Origin of the sequence: Pararhizobium polonicum (genome assembly GCF_001687365.1) — a bacterium.
GTDB classification, from domain to species: domain Bacteria; phylum Pseudomonadota; class Alphaproteobacteria; order Rhizobiales; family Rhizobiaceae; genus Pararhizobium; species Pararhizobium polonicum.
Genome location: NZ_LGLV01000020.1, coordinates 118026 through 131839, shown reverse-complemented (window position 1 = coordinate 131839; position 13814 = coordinate 118026). Strand labels below are relative to the sequence as shown.

15 protein-coding genes and 1 pseudogene are annotated in these 13814 nt (G+C 61.6%); 9 read left to right on the top strand and 7 right to left on the bottom strand.

Annotated features, from left to right (window positions below):
* Positions 1 to 87: 87 nt before the first annotated feature.
* The 3 genes from ADU59_RS27215 to ADU59_RS27205 all read left to right on the top strand — a co-directional run bounded on the left by ADU59_RS27215 (position 88) and on the right by ADU59_RS27205 (position 3605).
* A complete protein-coding gene (locus ADU59_RS27215) occupies positions 88 to 1410 on the top strand; it encodes a M23 family metallopeptidase (protein ID WP_068958565.1) in 1323 nt (440 codons plus the stop codon).
* Positions 1411 to 1625: 215 nt separating this feature from the next.
* Positions 1626 to 3167 (top strand): DEAD/DEAH box helicase, encoded by a 1542-nt coding sequence (locus tag ADU59_RS27210; RefSeq protein ID WP_068958563.1) that lies wholly within the window; start codon positions 1626 to 1628, stop codon positions 3165 to 3167.
* A 15-nt stretch (positions 3168 to 3182) separates the two neighbouring features.
* A complete protein-coding gene (locus ADU59_RS27205; protein WP_068958561.1) occupies positions 3183 to 3605 on the top strand; it encodes an NUDIX domain-containing protein in 423 nt (140 codons plus the stop codon).
* Here ADU59_RS27205 and ADU59_RS27200 read toward each other — a convergent pair.
* The 7 genes and pseudogenes from ADU59_RS27200 to ADU59_RS27170 all read right to left on the bottom strand — a co-directional run bounded on the left by ADU59_RS27200 (position 3595) and on the right by ADU59_RS27170 (position 8391).
* Positions 3595 to 3912, bottom strand: a complete 318-nt coding sequence (locus ADU59_RS27200; RefSeq protein WP_068958559.1) for a TfoX/Sxy family protein — start codon at positions 3910 to 3912, stop codon at positions 3595 to 3597. The two genes, ADU59_RS27205 and ADU59_RS27200, sit on opposite strands and share 11 nt — an antisense overlap.
* Before the next feature lie 5 nt (positions 3913 to 3917).
* Positions 3918 to 4568, bottom strand: a pseudogene (locus ADU59_RS27195) (nucleotidyltransferase family protein); the annotation flags it as partial.
* Positions 4541 to 5266 carry an XdhC family protein gene (locus tag ADU59_RS27190; RefSeq protein ID WP_068958555.1) on the bottom strand — a complete coding sequence of 242 codons (726 nt, stop codon included), beginning with the start codon at positions 5264 to 5266 and terminating at the stop codon, positions 4541 to 4543. The gene ADU59_RS27190 and the pseudogene ADU59_RS27195, both read right to left, overlap by 28 nt.
* A 5-nt stretch (positions 5267 to 5271) precedes the next feature.
* On the bottom strand, positions 5272 to 5601 hold the full coding sequence (locus tag ADU59_RS27185) for an XdhC family protein (protein WP_068958553.1): 330 nt from the start codon (positions 5599 to 5601) through the stop codon (positions 5272 to 5274).
* A gap of 20 nt (positions 5602 to 5621) precedes the next feature.
* On the bottom strand, positions 5622 to 6875 hold the full coding sequence (locus ADU59_RS27180) for a vWA domain-containing protein (protein ID WP_425332061.1): 1254 nt from the start codon (positions 6873 to 6875) through the stop codon (positions 5622 to 5624).
* Between the two features lie 2 nt (positions 6876 to 6877).
* Complete coding sequence (locus ADU59_RS27175) at positions 6878 to 7807, bottom strand: AAA family ATPase (RefSeq protein ID WP_068958548.1); 930 nt, start codon at positions 7805 to 7807, stop codon at positions 6878 to 6880.
* Positions 7808 to 7833: 26 nt separating this feature from the next.
* The gene (locus ADU59_RS27170) at positions 7834 to 8391 is read right to left on the bottom strand and encodes a flavin reductase family protein (protein ID WP_068958546.1); all 558 of its coding nucleotides are present in this window, start codon (positions 8389 to 8391) and stop codon (positions 7834 to 7836) included.
* Between the two features lie 120 nt (positions 8392 to 8511).
* On the opposite strand from ADU59_RS27170, the gene ADU59_RS27165 reads away from it, so the two are divergent.
* The 6 genes from ADU59_RS27165 to ADU59_RS27140 all read left to right on the top strand — a co-directional run bounded on the left by ADU59_RS27165 (position 8512) and on the right by ADU59_RS27140 (position 13804).
* Entirely contained in the window at positions 8512 to 9600 is a 1089-nt protein-coding gene (locus ADU59_RS27165; RefSeq protein ID WP_068958544.1) for a branched-chain amino acid ABC transporter substrate-binding protein, read from the top strand.
* Entirely contained in the window at positions 9597 to 10604 is a 1008-nt protein-coding gene (locus ADU59_RS27160; RefSeq protein WP_068958542.1) for a P1 family peptidase, read from the top strand. The genes ADU59_RS27165 and ADU59_RS27160 overlap by 4 nt, the downstream gene beginning before the upstream one ends.
* A 90-nt stretch (positions 10605 to 10694) precedes the next feature.
* Positions 10695 to 11372: a ribulose-phosphate 3-epimerase gene (gene rpe / locus ADU59_RS27155; protein WP_068958540.1), complete on the top strand. Its 678-nt coding sequence runs from the start codon at positions 10695 to 10697 to the stop codon at positions 11370 to 11372.
* 40 nt (positions 11373 to 11412) lie between these two features.
* Positions 11413 to 11967, top strand: a complete 555-nt coding sequence (locus tag ADU59_RS27150) for a hypothetical protein (RefSeq protein ID WP_068958626.1) — start codon at positions 11413 to 11415, stop codon at positions 11965 to 11967.
* Positions 11968 to 12028: 61 nt separating this feature from the next.
* The gene (gene purB, locus ADU59_RS27145; RefSeq protein WP_068958538.1) at positions 12029 to 13330 is read left to right on the top strand and encodes an adenylosuccinate lyase; all 1302 of its coding nucleotides are present in this window, start codon (positions 12029 to 12031) and stop codon (positions 13328 to 13330) included.
* A gap of 168 nt (positions 13331 to 13498) precedes the next feature.
* A complete protein-coding gene (locus ADU59_RS27140) occupies positions 13499 to 13804 on the top strand; it encodes a PilZ domain-containing protein (protein ID WP_068958536.1) in 306 nt (101 codons plus the stop codon).
* The last annotated feature ends 10 nt before the right edge of the window (positions 13805 to 13814 follow it).

Below are 13814 nucleotides of genomic sequence, written 5' to 3'. Positions count from 1 at the left end.
AATCGCCCTTTCGCAAGGCTTTGTTAACCTTAACGGTGTCTAATCGACACCATCAGGGCGCGCAGAATCGCATGTGGTGGGGGTGAGTTGGTGTCTACGGAAAGCCGGGTCTTCGGCAAGCGCACACAAAAGCACATCATCATTCTGGCAAGCGGCGACAAGGTCAGGCACATGACCTTCCAGCCGTGGATGGCAGCGCTGTCGATCTGTTTTGTTTCCGTTTTTTCGATCGGCTATCTCGCCGCGACATCCTATCTCGTGCTGCGCGACGATCTGATCGGCGGCACGATGGCGCGTCAGGCGCGCATGCAGCACGAGTATGAAGACCGGATCGCAGCGCTGCGCGCCCAGGTCGATCGCGTCACCAGCCGTCAACTGCTCGACCAGCAGGTCGTGGAAGACAAGGTCGAAAAATTGCTGCAGCAGCAGATGGCGCTGTCGTCGCGTCATGGCAAACTCGGCACGCTGCTCGACCGGGCAGAGGAATCCGGCATTGCCGGCAAGGAAAGTCAACCGGCCCTCACGGCACCGCAGGCCTCCGACAAGCGCGCCGACGCGAGCGGCGGCGTCAAGGCGATCGAGCGCCTGATGGGACTGGGAGGCCAGCCGCCGCAGCAGAGGATGGCGCTCGCCTATGCACCCCAGTCCGGCACGGGAGGCCAGGAGGCCATGTCCGACAGGGCCGACCGGCTGTTTTCCAAGGTGACGCTGTCGCTGAAGGATATCGAACAGGAACAGAAGACCCGCATCCGGAGCCTGACCGAAGGCGCATCGGAGGCGACCGATGCCATCATGACCATCCTTGCGCGCACCGGCGTCAAGGTTGCGCCGGACGATGCGGTCGCGGACGTGCCCACGAGTGTGCGGGAAGATGATACCGCGATTGGCGGACCGTTTGTCGAACCGGAAACGGCCGAAGCCTTCGACAATTCCCTTGTCGGGCTCGATACGGCACTTGGCCGCCTCGAGCATATCCGCAGCCAGGTCAAGAAGCTGCCTTTCAACAATCCCTCGCCGGCCAGCGACATCACCAGCAGCTTCGGAAACCGCATGGATCCGTTCCTCGGCCGCCTGGCGCTGCATGCCGGCATCGATTTTCGCGCCCCGACCGGAACGCGGATCCTTGCGACAGCACCCGGTACCGTGATCACCGCCGGCAAGACCGGCGGCTATGGCAATATGGTCGAAATCGACCATGGCAACGGCATCACCACCCGCTACGCCCACCTGTCGACCATCCTCGTCAATGTCGGCGACAGGATTACCGCGGGCGAAGCCATTGCCCGCTCCGGCAGCACCGGCCGCTCGACAGGACCGCATCTGCATTACGAGGTCCGCCTGAACGGCGAAGCGGTTGATCCGATGCGGTTCCTGACTGCCGGTATCAAGCTCAGCCACTACATCAACTGAACCGATCAGTGTAAGTGCGGGTCCATCTGGAGCCTTGGGCGCGCGTATTTCCGCCATCACTTTGCCGGCAAGTTATTTATTGACTCTCTCCAGCATCAAACCACCGGTTTTCTTGACTTTGTTTGCCTATGGGACTATGAGCCCCAGCGACGGCAGTTAAAGCATGCGCCGATTGACCAGAGTTCGACCGAACCGGAACGGAAACAGATTTCCCTTTGACCACTTTTTCAGACCTTGGCCTGAGCCAAAAAGTTCTTACCGCAGTGACAGATGCGGGCTACACCATCCCCACACCGATCCAGGCAGGCGCTATTCCGCCAGCCCTGCAGCGGCGTGATATTCTGGGAATCGCCCAGACGGGCACGGGTAAAACGGCCTCCTTCGTGCTGCCGATGCTGACGCTTCTGGAAAAGGGACGCGCTCGCGCTCGTATGCCGCGCACGCTCATTCTTGAACCGACGCGCGAACTGGCTGCTCAGGTTGCGGAAAACTTTGAAAAATACGGCAAGAATCACAAGCTCAATGTCGCATTGCTGATCGGCGGCGTCTCGTTCGACGAACAGGACCGCAAACTGGAGCGTGGCGCCGACGTGCTGATCTGCACCCCCGGCCGCCTGCTCGACCATTGCGAACGTGGCAAGCTTTTGATGACCGGCGTTGAAATTCTCGTCATCGACGAAGCCGACCGCATGCTCGACATGGGTTTCATCCCGGATATCGAGCGCATCGCCAAGCTGATCCCGTTCACGCGCCAGACCCTGTTCTTCTCGGCCACCATGCCGCCGGAAATCCAGAAGCTGGCCGACCGGTTCCTGCAGAACCCCGAGCGCGTCGAAGTGTCCACGCGTTCGTCGACGGCAACGACCGTGACGCAGCGATTGGTCGCGACTCACAGCAAGGATTACGAAAAGCGTGCCATCCTGCGCGATCTGATCCAGAAGCAGGAAGAACTGAAGAACGCCATCATCTTCTGCAATCGCAAGCTTGATGTTGCCGAACTGTACCGCTCGCTGTCGCGTCACGGTTTCTCGGTCGGCGCTCTGCACGGTGATATGGATCAGAGCTCGCGCACGAAAATGCTCGCAGGCTTCAAGGACAATGCGATCACGCTGCTGGTTGCCTCCGACGTCGCCGCCCGCGGTCTCGACATTCCGGATGTCAGCCACGTCTTCAATTTCGACGTGCCGATCCATGCGGAAGACTATGTCCACCGCATCGGCCGCACCGGCCGTGCCGGCCGTTCGGGCGCTGCCTTCACGCTGGTCTCCAAGCGCGACACCAAATTCGTGGATGCCATCGAAAAGCTGATCGACAAGAAGATCGAATGGCTGAACGGCGACCTTTCCGCCCTGCCCGCTCCGATGGAAAGCCACGAGAGCAGCAAGCCAGAGCGCGGTGGCCGTGACGGCAAGCGTGGTGGACGGCGCAACGACAGGGACCGCGATTACGCGCCCCGTCCGGTGCACAGTCACAAATCGGACACCAAATCGGACGATATTCCAGCAGCAGTAACGACAGTAGCAGCACTCGAACCGGTCATAGCAAAGGCAGAACCTGTGAGATCAGAACGCAAGGCAGAAACGAAACCGCAGAATGCCGGCCGCCACAGCAACCGTCCTGCTCCCCAGCCGTATCCTGCCAATGACGACAACCGTGATCGCCGCAATCGCTATCGCCGCGACCAGGACGATGGTCCAACACCGGTCGGCTTCGGCGACGATATTCCGGCTTTCATGCTGATTGCCGGCAAGGCTTGATCATCAGGCAGTCGCATGGCGCTTCCAGGCATTGATTTCCCCGGCGTGGGATCTGGGCTTGCCGTCTTGAATGACGGCAAGCTTTTGCTTTGCAAGCGCCTCAAGGCGCCGGAAGCCGGCCATTGGAGCATCGTCGGCGGCAAGGTCGATCACATGGAGCCGGCTGCAGACGCCGCGCGCCGTGAGGCCGAGGAGGAAAGTGGCCTGACGATCCACTCCGCACGGTTTCTCTGCCTCAGCGAACAACGGGTCGAAGCCGACCGGCAGCACTGGATCTCGTTGATCTACGTGACCGAGGATTTCTCCGGCGAACCGCAGCTGACGGAACCGGACAAGCTCGCCGAAATCGGCTGGTATCCGCTCGACAATCTGCCGCAACCGCTTTCCCTGTTTGCACAGGACGCGGTGAAAGCACTGCAGGCACTGGCTACTTCCTAGCCCGCAAGGCTGCCTCATAGGCAAGCCGTACCCAGCGGGCCATCTCGTCCGGATCGTCGAACGCCTCTTCCGGAATGGACCAGTAAGGCATTTTCACCGGCTTTCCCTTGCCGTCATAAGCCCATTGCACACTTCCGGCCGCTTCGAAATCGGCAGCGCTTTCGACGTCAGCCTTGAGCAGAATGTCACCATCCACCTCCAGCGCCAGAATTCGCCCCTCGAAATAGATGCCCTTGGCGCCGAACATCCGTTTGACCGTCACAGGCCCGAGCGCTGCAAACATCTCTTCGATTGCCGCATTGTCCATTTTCGTTAGCCTTTCAATATGCCTCCGGCGGCAAGAATAGCCTCCGGCGTATCGAGATCGAGATGAGCAGCCGGTCCGATATCGACATCGATCACCGGCAGCCCGCATGTTTCAATGATATGGCGCGCACCGACATCGCCCTGCAACTGGCTGACGGCCTTAAACGTCGGGCGTGGCAGAATTACCGGATTGCCGCGCTTGCCGTCTGACACGGCACGAATGATGACCCGGCCCTGCGCAGCCTTGAACGCCGAAATCAGTGTTGTCAGATCACCGGCCGTCACCCACGGCATGTCGGCCAGCATCACCAAGACGCCATCGGCATCCGGTTCGGCCGCATGGATTCCGACGATCAGCGACGAGGCCATGCCTGCCGTATAGTTCGCATTGGCGACGGGCACGACGTCAAGCCCGGCAAGCGCGGCGCGGATTTCCGCCTGCCGGTGGCCCGTCACGGCAAAGACACGGCTGGCACCGGCGCCAAGGGCCGCTTCGGCGCTGCGCCGCACCAGTGGAACGCCATCAAACTCCGCCAGCAGCTTGTGCTGCCCCGACGCGCCCATGCGGCTTGCCCGGCCGGCAGCGAGCAGGACGATGGCGACCGAAATGTCCTTCTGCTCCATATCCGTCACCGCGCCGGGCCGCGGTTGTCCGCGCCTCGTGGCGTGGCGGTCACATCGCGTGTGCGCAACGCCTGAATGATATCGGCGAGAATGGCGACGGCGATTTCGGCCGGGCTCGCCGCGCGGATATCGAGGCCGATCGGCGCATGGATACGGGCAATGGCGCTTTCATCCAGCCCCAGCTTTGTCAGCCGCTCGACCCGGCTGGCATGCGTCCTGCGGCTGCCGAGCGCGCCGACATAAAAACAGGCCGCATCGAGCGCCGCCTTCAGCGGAAAATCGTCGATCTTCGGATCGTGGGAAACCGCCGCCAACGCCGTATAGGCATCCAGCGGCATACCCTTGAGCGCGTCTTCGGGCCATTCGGCAAGCAGCCTGGTCTGGCCGAACCGCTCCGGCGTTGCAAAGGCACTGCGCGGATCGATGATCGTCAGGTCGAAGCCCGCAATCGCCGCCATGCCGGCAAGCGCCTGCGAGATATGAACCGCACCGATGACGACGATGCGCGGCGGTGGCAGATAGACGTTGATGAAAACCGGTCGTCCGCCGATTTCTGCCATTCCGGACTTGCCCGTTCGCAAGGCGGATTCGACGGCCGGCGCCGCTGTCTCCTCGATATTCTCGCCTTCTAGAAAAAGCGTCGAGCTGGCGGCATCCAGATCGGTTACAATCACAGCCGCGCGCCGGGAATCACGCGCCGCATTGAGTCTGTGCAGGTGCTCGGGCAGCATCGGCTTTATCCCAGCCTTTCGACGTAGATGCGGATGCGCCCGCCGCAGGAAAGCCCGACGCGCCAGGCAGTTTCGTCCGTTACGCCGAAGTCGAGTATCCGCGCCGTCCCCGCCGCAATCACCTCCGCCGCCTCACCGATGACGGCACTTTCGACACAGCCGCCGGAAACAGATCCTTCAAAATTGCCGTCCGCGTCAATCACCAGATGGCTACCGACCGGCCTTGGCGCCGAGCCCCAGGTTTCGAGAACGGTGGCGATGGCGACGCCGCGCCCTTGCGTGCGCCATTGCTGTGCCACCACCAGCGGATCGAATAATGGAGATTGCTCCGGCATGACGGTTTTCTCCAAACAGCTCAGCGCCGCGCCATGAAGCGGCGTGGATCGGCATCCCGTGAAAAACGGCCGGACAGGGATTCGACCAGATCCGACACCGCTGCCAAGTTATGCACCGCGCGGAATTCGTCAACATGCGGCAGCATCGCCCTGACACCCCGCGCGCGCGCCTCGAAACCGTCGAAGCGCAGCAGCGGATTGAGCCAGATCAGCCGGCGGCAGGAGCGGTGCAGCCGGTCCATCTCCATTTTGAGATCGCCGACATCGTCACGTTCCAGACCGTCGGTGATCAGCAGCACGATGGCACCCTGCCCCAGCACCCGGCGCGACCAGAGGCGGTTGAATACATGCAGGGTTTCGCCGATCCGCGTACCGCCGGACCAGTCGCTGACAGCGCTGATACAGTCGTCCATCGCCGCGTCCGGATCGCGCCTGTTCATCTGCCGGGTAACGTTGCTCAGCCGTGTCCCGAACAGGAATGTGTGAACGCGGCGGCGTTTGGCGGTCAAAACATGCAGGAAATGCAGGAAGATGCGAGTGTACTGGCTCATCGAGCCGGAAATATCGGCCAGCACCACGAGTGGCGGATGGATGGTCTTCGGCTCGCGAAAGCGCGGCAGGATGAGGTCGCCGCCGGTTTTCATCGCATCGCGCATGGTGGCGCGCGGGTCGATCCGCCGCGAGCGATGAGAGGCGCGGTAGCGCCGCGTCCTCACCTCATCCATCGGCAATACCAGCGCTGCCAGAGCCTTCTTCGCTTCCGAAAGCTCGGCTGCCAACATCCGGGCAAAATCCGTCCGCCGGAAAAGGTCGCGGCCCGATGCGGTCAACCGCGCATCGATCTCGATATCCGGTTCGTCGCGAACCGGCCGCTGCGCCTCGCGATCGGCAAAAAGTGCATCGCTGATCCACCTCTCGCCTGCGCGGCGGCGGTCTGTTTCACGCGAATCGGGTGCCATCGGCGGCATCGCCGCAATCATCCTGCCGATCAGATCGTGCGACCGCCAGAACAGACGGAAGGCCTCATCGAACAGAGCCTGATCCTCATATCGCTTGACGAGAACCGACTGCAGCGCGGCATAAAACTCGTCGCGGGAGCCGATACCGATCAACGTCACGGCTTCGATTGCATCAGTGACCGCACCGGGCCCGATCTTCAATCCCGCCTTGCGCAAAGCCCAGGCGAAAAAGACGATGTTATCGGCAAAATGCCCATCGCCCTCCTGCATCGGTGGAACAGCGGCTCCGTCGCTTGCCCGAGCAAGTGTCGCCATGATCAGCCCGCCGCCAGGAGTTCGGCCTTGACCTCGTCGAGGATCTTGCGGCCTTCACCGCCTTCGACCCGCGCGATGTCATCCTGGTACTTGAGCAGCGCGCCGAGCGTATCGGCGATGGTTTCGGGATCAAGTGTCAGCCGGTCAAGTTCGGTCAGGGCCGTTGCCCAGTCGATGGTTTCGGCCACGCCAGGGTTCTTGAACAGATCGATCGTTCTCAACCGCTGGACATAGCCGACGACTTCGCGCGACAGCCGTTCGTTGCAGCCCGGCACCTTGCGGCGGATGATGTCCAGCTCCTGCGCCGCTTTCGGATAGTCGACCCAATGATAGAGACAGCGGCGCTTGAGCGCATCATGCACCTCGCGGGTCCGGTTGGTGGTGATGATGACGATCGGCGGTTCCTGCGCCCGGATCGTCCCGAGCTCGGGGATCGTCACCTGAAAATCCGACAGGACTTCGAGCAGAAAAGCTTCGAAAGCCTCATCCGTGCGGTCCAGCTCGTCGATCAGGAACACCGGCGCCTTGCCGGCCTCCGCCGAAATCGCCTGCAGCACAGGGCGGCGGATCAGGTATTTTTCCGAAAAAATATTGCTTTCGATCTTGCCGCGATCGGCCGTACCGGAAGCCTCCGAAAGCCGGATTTCCAGCATCTGCGCCGGATAGTTCCATTCATAGACGGCAGACGAGATATCGAGTCCCTCGTAGCACTGCAGCCGGATCAGTGGCCGGTCGAGCGCCTTGGCCAGCACCTTGGCGATCTCGGTCTTGCCGACACCGGCCTCGCCTTCGAGAAACAACGGACGTTTCATGGTCAGCGACAGGAAAAGCACTGTCGAAAGCGCCGTTCCGGCAAGATAATCGCCCGATTCCAGCATCTCCATCGTTTCCGCGATGGAGGCCGGCAATGCGCCGTTCGTGTACGTCTTCATGTTTCCTCAGTTCCCTTGGAGGAAATTTACAACGTGCGGTAATCCCGGTCCAGATAGACGAGCGCCGGTTTCTGCGCGCCGAGCGTGACGGCAACGACCTCGCCGAAAAGCACGATATGGGTCGCCACCGTCTTGATATCGATCAGCCGGCAATCGAAGGCAGCCACAGCCTCACGCAGAATCGGCGCGCCGGTCTTCAATTCCTCCCAGGTACCATGTGAAAAGCGCGCGGACGGATCGACATTGTTCCTGCCCGAGAAGACATGGGCGAGATCCATCTGGTCGGCGCCGAGCAGATTGAGCGCAAAGCTGCCGCTTGCGGTGAAAATCCCGTTGCGCGGATTAGCGCCGTTGATGCAGACGAGCAGCGTCGCCGGATCGTCTGAAACCGAGCAGGCAGCCGTAATCGTCACACCACGCTGCACGCCCTCATGCGCGGCTGTCACGATATGCACATGACCGGCCAGCCGGCTCATGGCATCACGGTAGGTCAGCGGGTCCAGTTGGGTCTTGTCCAACACGGCAGTCTCCAGATCGGTGTTCACCTCTAACACATAGACATTGCGACAAAATATGAAACCCATCGCATGGTTTTTCTTCCCCGATTACGGCAATTGCCGTCCACCCGGCGAAGGTTCCGATCTTTTCCTTTGACCCTTGCGGCCACATCTTTAAAACATGCCCATCCTCATCTGGAAAAGCGCATGTACCATTCGATCGTCGTCAGCCTCCTTATCGCCGGATCGGTGTCAGCCGCCCCCGCCTGGGCTGCCGGCATGAAGATCGCGGTCGTCGCGCCGGCGGAGGGACCGTTTGCGCTTCTCGGACAGCAGATGCTCGCCGGTGCGCATTTTCAAGCCGAGGATCGCGGCTCGGAAATCATCGCAATCCCGGAAACCTGCGAACCGAAGGATGCGGAAGCCCTGACGAAAGCGCTGCTGGCCAGCGGCGCGGAAGCGGCGATCGGCTTCCTGTGCACGGAAAGCCTGGAGGCGGTGCTGCCGGCGCTCGCCGAAGCCGGAATCCCTGCGCTGACGCTGAGTGCGCGCTCCGACATTCTGATGGAAGACGCGCTGAAGAAAAAATGGCCGCTCTTCCGGCTGGGGCCTAGCGCCAAGGCGGAGGCCGCCAAGGTGACCGAAATCATTCTTTCGCGCTGGAAGAACGAACCGCTGGGGTTGATCGAGGACGGCACGATTCACGGCCGCGAGCTGGTGGAAAGCGTGCGTGGCGCGCTGGCTGAAATCGGCCTGACCCCGACCTTCTCCGACACCTACCGTCCGGCGCAGGAACAGCAGGTCAGCCTCGTCCGCCGGCTTGCCAAGAGCGGGGCAACGCATGTGTTCACCGGCGGCGACCGGGCGGATAGTGCCATCATCGCGCGTGATGCCGCTTCGGAAAAGGTGCCGCTGACGCTGATGGGCGGCGAGGCTCTGGAGGCGGCAAACCAGCCGGTTCCCCTGGCGAACGGCGTTCTCGCCGTGGCGTTGCCCGATTATGCCACCCTGCCCGAGGCAAAAGGAACCGTCGAGGCCATGACGGCGGCAAAGCTGCTGCCGGAGGGCTACGTGCTGCCCGCTTTTGCCGCCGTGACGCTTCTGGAGCAGGCGAAGGATCAGGCGGGCAAAGACAATGGCCCGGTCACCGATGCGCTGATGAAAGGGCCCTATCCGACGGTTATCGGCTCCATCCGTTTCAACGCCGGTCATGAACTGGCCGACAATCCCTATCGCCTGCTGCAATGGCAAGGCAGCCGCTTCATTCCGGCACCAACTGTTTCGGGAACGGAATGATGCGCGCCGGGCCTTGCAATTCGATCACCGATGTCGCGGGCCTCAAGGTCGGCAATGCCGAGGATCACCGCCTAAAATCCGGGGTTTCCGTCGTCGTCTGCGATCAGCCGGCGGTCGCTGCCGTCCAGGTGCTGGGGGGAGCGCCCGGAACGAGGGAGACGGACCTGCTTGAGCCGCACAACACGGTGCAGACGGTCGATGCGTTGGTTCTGTCCGGCGGTTCGGCCTTTGGTCTCGATGCGGCTTCCGGCGTACAGGCGGCCCTGCGCCAGATGGGACGCGGCTTTCCAGTCGGCAACCTGCATATCCCGATCGTGCCGGCCGCGATCCTGTTCGACCTGATCAACGGTGGCGACAAGAATTGGGGCCTCTATCCGCCCTATCGCGAACTCGGTTATCAGGCGGTTCAGGCCGCAGCACTCGAATTTGCCACCGGCACTGCCGGTGCCGGCACGGGTGCCTTGACAGCCACGTTCAAGGGCGGCCTCGGCACGGCCTCGACGGTGCTCGATAACGGCATCACCATCGGCGCGCTGGTCGCTGTCAACGCGCTGGGATCGGCAACGATCGGCGACACCGGGCATTTCTGGTCGGCCCCTTTCGAAGAGGCCGGGGAATTCGGCGGGCTCGGCATGCCACACCCCTTCCCGCGCAATGCCCGCGATCTCCGCATCAAGTTCCGCGACGGGAAACGGGAAACCCAGAACACCACCATCGCCATCATCGCCACCGATGCGGTGCTGACAAAAGCCGAGGCAAAACGTCTGGCAATCGCGGCCCATGACGGGTTTTCACGCGCACTCTGGCCGTCGCACACGCCGCTCGACGGCGACCTCGTCTTTGCCCTGGCGACCGGAACGAGTGGCAAAACCGTCTCCCTGCCGGATTTCATCGATCTCGGCGCCGCGGCGGCATCGACCATGGCGCGGGCGATCGCGCGTGGCGTTCATGATGCCGTAGCGGCCGAAAACGACCTGCTGCCGGCGTGGACAGCGCGACGATAGCGGACGGATAACACCACAGCGACACCGCCACATGTTGTTTGCACTGAAAAGCGGTGTTATTGGCCGGAAAACAAGTTGGAGCCTTGCATCATGTCCCTGCCGATCCGGATTGCCCCATCCATCCTCGCCGCCGACTACGCCAAACTCGGACAGGAAGTGCGCGATGTCGTTGCCGCCGGTGCCGACTGGGTCCACCTCGACATCATGGACGGCCATTTCGTTCCGAACATTTCCTTCGGCCCCGATGTCATCAAGTCGCTGCGGCCGTACACGAATGCCTATTTCGACTGCCATCTGATGATCGCACCGGCCGATCCCTATCTCGAAGCCTTCGCCAAGGCCGGTTGCGACAGCATCACCGTCCACGCCGAGGCCGGACCGCATCTCGACCGTTCGGTGCAGGCGATCAAGGCGCTGGGCAAGAAGGCCGGCGTTTCGATCAATCCGGCGACGCCCGAAAGCGTGCTCGACTATCTGCTCGACAAGCTCGACCTGATCCTGGTGATGACCGTCAATCCCGGATTCGGCGGCCAGAAGTTCATTCCGGCGATGGAAGAGAAGATCCGCCGTATCAAGGCAATGGTCGGTGACCGGCCGATCGACATCCAGGTGGACGGCGGTATCGCATTGGACACGATCGCTCTTCCTGCTTCTGCCGGCGCGAACGTCTTCGTCGCGGGCTCGGCGATCTTCAGCGGCGGCCATGTCGATGCCTATAGCAAAACCATCGCCACCCTGCGCGCCAATGCCGAAGGAGGCCGCGGGTGAGATTGCCGGACGGGATCGCTGTTCCAGCCCCAGTGGCGCCATGAGCGCATCCGACTGCGCCGGGATAAGCGAGCCGGCAAGCTTGACGCTACGGATTAGCCAGCGGCTGCTCGCTTCCCTGCCCAGCATACGTGAAATTCTCTTCGGCGCGCCCTTGTGGGGCGCGATGATGGCGGTGTCGGCGCTTGCAGCGCTCTATCTGCGCAACAGCGCCGAAACCTCTCATCTCCAGAGCATTCTCATCCTGTTTTTCTTCGGTGGCATGGCCGCCTGGCCCTGCGCCCTGCTGCTCGGACGCTTCGGTGCGATAGGAAGGCGCCGGGAAACCCGGTTCGCCGCCTTCTTTCTGTGCCTGACCGTCTGCACCATCGTCGCCACGGCGTTTCTTTTTGCCATGGATTACCGCGTCTTTTATGCCCGCTGGCACGCGCCGTTCGGCAGCCGCATCTGGGCCTATCAGTTCACGATCACCTCAGCCAGCGCCGTCTATCAGTTCGTGGTCATGGGCATTCGCCTCTATCTACCGCTCGGATTTGCCGCTCTTGGCCTGACCAGCCTGTGGCTCGCCTGGCGGATGCCTGAACAGCAACGTTGAGATTGCCGTCTATCTTTGCTAGAGGCTCAGCCAACTTCATCCGTGACGAAAGCTAAAGCCCATGATCCCCCGTTACTCCCGGCCGGAAATGGTGGCCATCTGGTCGCCCGAAACCAAATTCCGCATCTGGTTCGAAATCGAGGCGCATGCCTGCGACGCGCTGGCCGAACTCGGCGTCATCCCCAAGGAAGCCGCAAAGACGATCTGGGAAAAGGGCGGAGCCGCCACTTTCGACGTCGCCCGCATCGACGAGATCGAAGCTGTCACCAAGCATGACGTCATCGCCTTCCTGACGCATCTGGCTGAATTCATCGGCCCCGACAGCCGTTTCGTCCACCAGGGCATGACCTCGTCGGACGTGCTCGACACGACACTGAACATCCAGCTGGTGCGCGCCGCCGACCTGCTGCTTGCCGGCATGGACCGGGTGCTGACCGCGCTCAAGACCCGCGCCTTCGAACACAAGGATACGGTCCGCATCGGGCGCAGCCACGGCATTCATGCCGAGCCGACCACCATGGGCCTGACCTTTGCCCGCTTCTATGCCGAGATGCGCCGCAATCGTGACCGTCTTGTTGCTGCCCGCGCCGAAATCGCCACCGGCGCAATTTCCGGCGCTGTCGGCACCTTTGCCAATATAGACCCGCGCGTCGAGGAACATGTCTGCGCGCAGCTGGGCCTCGTTGCCGAACCGATCTCCACCCAGGTCATCCCGCGCGACCGTCATGCGATGTTCTTTGCAACGCTTGGCGTTATCGCCTCGTCGATTGAAAACGTCGCCACCGAAATCCGCCATATGCAACGTACCGAGGTTCTGGAAGCGGAAGAATTCTTCTCGCCCGGCCAGAAAGGCTCGTCGGCCATGCCGCACAAGCGCAATCCGGTTCTGACCGAAAACCTGACGGGGCTTGCCCGTCTGGTGCGCATGTCGGTCGTGCCGGCACTGGAAAACGTCGCTCTCTGGCATGAGCGCGATATCAGCCATTCGAGCGTCGAGCGTGCCATCGGCCCGGATACGACGATCACTCTCGACTTCGCTCTCAACCGCCTCGCCGGTGTTGTCGAGAAGCTGGTGATCTACCCGGAAAACATGCTGAGAAACATGAACAAGTTCCGCGGTCTGGTGATGAGCCAGCGTGTGCTTCTGGCGCTGACCCAGGCCGGTGTGTCGCGTGAGGACAGCTACCGCCTCGTGCAGCGCAATGCCATGAAGGTCTGGGAAAAGGGCGCCGATTTCCTCGAGGAACTGCTGGCCGATGCGGAAGTGCGCGCGGCCCTTTCGGAAGCCGACATCCGCGAAAAATTCGATCTCGGCTATCACACCAAGCATGTCGACACGATCTTCCGCCGGGTCTTCGGCTGATTGTATCTCTGCGGGGAGCCGGATCGGCTCCCCGTTTTCTCTCCAACCACTGCAGTGAGATGTTCGATTTCGACCCAGTTCGTTCAATTGCGAACGAATTCATCAAGCTTTTTGTCAATTCTTCATGAGACATTCTGGGGAACTGAAAAAGCAGGAGTTGGGTGGACCATGCCGTACCAGCAGGCAATCGAACGCAAAGCCGAGCGCACGACGACGAAATTTACCGGTCAAGTCACCTGCAAGGGCGGCTCAAGCCGGGGCATCGTCAAGGATCTGTCGGAATCCGGGATCTGCTTCCAGCTCTATTTCGACATCAATGCCAAGACCGGCCAGGAAGTCTCGATCGAAAGCAACGAATTCGGTCATCTCACCGGCATCGTGCAGTGGTATCGCGGCGACAAGATCGGCATTCGCCTCAATACGTCCTCCAATACGGCGGCGCAAATCTCGTCCTATTACAAATATTTCCGGTAGATCGCAGACA